Origin of the sequence: Acinetobacter sp. A47, assembly GCF_000805455.1 — a bacterium.
Classification (GTDB): Bacteria; Pseudomonadota; Gammaproteobacteria; order Pseudomonadales; family Moraxellaceae; genus Acinetobacter.
On the sequence record NZ_JSUS01000006.1, the window covers coordinates 1 to 3,877 of the forward strand.

Annotated in this window: 3 protein-coding genes; all 3 read left to right on the top strand. The window is 46.1% G+C overall.

Annotation, left to right across the window (positions count from 1 at the left end):
- The coding region (locus tag OC23_RS02835) for a carbohydrate porin (RefSeq protein WP_038342660.1) at positions 1–614 on the top strand (614 nt) is incomplete at its 5' end.
- Positions 615–759: 145 nt separating this feature from the next.
- Complete coding sequence (locus OC23_RS02840; RefSeq protein ID WP_038342663.1) at positions 760–3,159, top strand: glucose/quinate/shikimate family membrane-bound PQQ-dependent dehydrogenase; 2,400 nt, start codon at positions 760–762, stop codon at positions 3,157–3,159.
- Between the two features lie 366 nt (positions 3,160–3,525).
- Positions 3,526–3,877: carbohydrate porin (locus OC23_RS02845; protein ID WP_171194738.1), on the top strand; the 352-nt coding region annotated here is incomplete at its 3' end.

Genomic DNA, 3,877 nt, shown 5'->3' on the forward strand with positions numbered 1-3,877 from the left:
CAGATTTATATGCACAAATAGGTGCTTATGAATACAACCCGGAAAACCTGCAACGAGGCAAGGGCTTTAACTTAAGTACAGATGGTTCACGTGGGGCGATTATCCCGGCGGAACTGGTCTGGACACCGAAGCTCGGGGCCTCTTCTTTACCGGGTGAATACCGTTTTGGCTACTATTACAGTACAGCCGATGCGGCAGAAATCGCCAATCCTGCCAAGACAGGTCACAAACAGGGTGGCTGGTTTACCGTGAAGCAACAGTTAACCCGTCATGACGGTCAGTCTGACCGTGGATTAACCGGTTTTATGAATGTAACGGTGCATGACTCGAAGACCAATGCGGTCAAGGACATGCAAAATGTCGGCCTGATCTATAAAGGTCTGCTAGACCAGCGTCCTCAAGACGAGCTTGCGTTAGGTGTTGCACGTATACATGCCAATGATGAAAACAATGGCTTGCTGGACGAAGAATACAACACCGAATTGTATTACGGTATTCATGCGACCAACTGGTTGACGATCCGTCCAAACATTCAATATGTCCATCATGTAGGTGCCTTTAAAAATGGCGATAAAACCTGGGTGGGCGGGATTAAGTTCCAGACTACTTTCTAGTTTTTATATTTAAGTCACTTTGCAGATTGAATGCCTGAAATCGGGTACGAGATCTGCAATTTTTTTAGTGGCTTTAATCTGGTGTTAAAAGAGACGTTTTCTGCTTTATGAATTTAAAAAAATATGAAAGATGTAAGGTGATGTTATGAATCAGTCTGCTTCAAGATCTGGGCTACGAACCCTGACTGTAATCATTATCGCCCTTATTGCTTTATTCTTGCTTATCGGCGGTATCTGGCTTGCTGCAATTGGCGGGTCTTTTTACTATGTGATTGCAGGTGTGCTGTTACTTGCAGTTGCATTTCAGCTTTATAAACGTGCATCTGGTTCGTTATGGATCTATGCTGCACTGATGCTGGGTAGCGTGATCTGGGGTGTCTGGGAAGTTGGAACCGACTTCTGGGCACTGGCACCACGTCTCGATATTCTGGGCATTTTAGGCTTATGGTTACTGGTACCTGCGGTAACCCGTGGTATTGATAACCTGGGTTCAAGCAAGGTGGCTTTATCTTCTACGCTGGCAATTGCAATTGTAGTGATGATCTACTCGATCTTCAACGATCCTCAGGAAATCAATGGGGTAATTGAAAGACCACAACCTGAACAGGTGAAAGCACTTGACGGAATTGCACCAGAAGACTGGCCTGCATATGGCCGTAGTCAGGCAGGTGAGCGTTATTCTCCACTGACCCAGATCAATGATAAGAACGTCAAAGACCTGAAAGTGGCCTGGACATTCCGTACCGGCGATACGAAAACCGATAGCGACCCAGGAGAAACCACCAATGAGGTAACGCCGATCAAGGTTGGCAACAACATGTTTATGTGTACAGCACATCAGCAGTTGATCTCGATTGATCCGGCAACCGGTAAGGAAAAATGGCGTTTTGACCCTAAACTGGCCTCAGATCGAACTTTCCAGCACCTGATTTGCCGTGGTGTGATGTACTACGATGCAGCCAATACCACCGAGTTTGCGACCAGCTTGAAAGCCAAGAACAAGTCGACTTCTACAGAGTGTCCGCGTAAGGTATTTGTTCCGGTCAATGATGGCCGTCTGGTTGCCGTCAATGCAGATACCGGGAAAACCTGTTCTGATTTTGCCGAAAATGGTGAATTGAATTTACAGAAATTCATGCCTTATGCAGCGCCGGGCCGTTATATTCCAACCTCACCGGGGATTGTTTCAGGTACCACCATTGTCATGGGTGGATTAGTTCCAGATAACCATTCAAATAAAGAACCATCTGGTGTTATCCGTGGTTATGACGTAAATACCGGTAAATTGTTATGGGTATTTGATACCGGCGCTGCCGATCCAAATGCAATGCCGGGCGAAGGTTCTACCTTTGTAAACAACTCACCGAACGCCTGGGCACCTTTGGCCTATGATCCAAAACTGGATATTGTCTATGCACCAACCGGTGTAGGCACACCAGATATCTGGGGTGGCGACCGTACCGAGTTGAAAGAGCGTTATGCCAACTCCATGCTGGCGATCAATGCCACCACAGGTAAACTGGTATGGCACTTCCAGACCACCCATCATGACCTGTGGGATATGGACGTACCATCACAACCTTCTCTGGCCGATATTCAGGATAAATCCGGTCAAACGGTTCCTGCGATTTATGTCTTGACCAAAACGGGCAATGTCTTTGTATTAGACCGTCGCAATGGTCAGCCAATTGTGCCGATTACCGAGAAACCGGTTCCGCAAACAGTGAAATGGGGCCCGCAAACCAAGGGCGAGTTCTACTCTAAAACCCAGCCATTCTCTGACTTGAATCTATCACCAAAAGATCGATTAACCGATAAGGACATGTGGGGTGCCACCATGTTTGACCAGTTAATGTGTCGTGTGAAGTTTAAGCGTCTGAACTATGATGGCATTTATACACCACCTTCTGAAAACGGAACCTTGGTATTCCCGGGTAACCTGGGTGTATTTGAGTGGGGCGGTATGTCAGTGAATGCTGACCGTCAGGTTGCGGTAATGAACCCGATTGGTCTGCCATTTGTGAGCCGTCTGATTCCATCTGATCCAAACCGTCAGGCTGTTCCTGCCGGGACTGGAGGTGAACTTGGGCTTAAGCCAATGTACGGCACGCCTTATAGTGTTGAAATGGGGCCTTTTTTATCTCCATTCGGTTTACCGTGTAAACAGCCAGGCTGGGGCTTTGTTGCAGGTGTAGATTTGAAAACCCATGAAGTTGTCTGGAAGAAACGTATTGGTACAATCCGTGACAGCTTGCCGCAACTGTTCCAGTTACCGCCAGTGAAAATTGGTGTACCGGGTCTGGGCGGTTCAATCTCGACTGCGGGTAATGTGATGTTTGTTGGCGCTACACAAGACAACTACATCCGTGCATTCAACGTTTCAAATGGCGAACAGTTATGGGAAGCACGTTTACCGGCAGGTGGACAGGCAACGCCGATGACGTATGAAATTAATGGCAAACAGTATGTGGTGATTATGGCGGGTGGACATGGTTCATTCGGTACCAAAATCGGTGACTATGTTGTGGCTTATGCCTTGCCTTAAATCGCTTCAGGTCTCTCTTTGATAAAGCGAGATTAGAAAAGATTTAAAGCCCGGATTTATCCGGGCTTTTTTATGATTATTCGATCAGCTGAATGCATGTAGCAACGACGGAATGACAATGCTTTTATAGATAAAAACAACAACCGTTTGCCTGCTCCAGCCAGTTGCCAGATCTCTGCATGTCTGGATATGGAGGGTATTTCAGGGAGCAATAAGTGGTAGAAAATATGTGCGACTAATCACTGATTGTTAAAATATTGTACAGATCATTAACATTTTGAATAAGCTATAATTAAAAAATGAGAGTAACCTTTTATACACAATAACATAAAAGGTTACGTAAACATGACAATCTCTAAGTCATTGATTGTTTCTTGTTTATCCGTTCTATCATTGAGTCTTTTTGCACAACATGCTCAAGCCGCTTCTTCAGCATTTGACCCGAATGGTCAATGGCTGTTTGGTGATTGGAATGGTCAACGCACTGCGTTACAAGAACAGGGTTACAAATTTTCTGCTGATTACACTGGTGAATTTGCAGGGGTTTTAGATTCTAAACAACATTCAAGCCACGGCAGTGAATACACTGGACAACTGGCTTTAGGTACACACTTTGATCTGAACAAGATCTTGGGGTGGCAAGATACCGAAGCCCAGATCACGGTGACCTATCGTGATGGCCAGTCGCTGTCACAAACCGCCGACGGGCTGCAGCGTA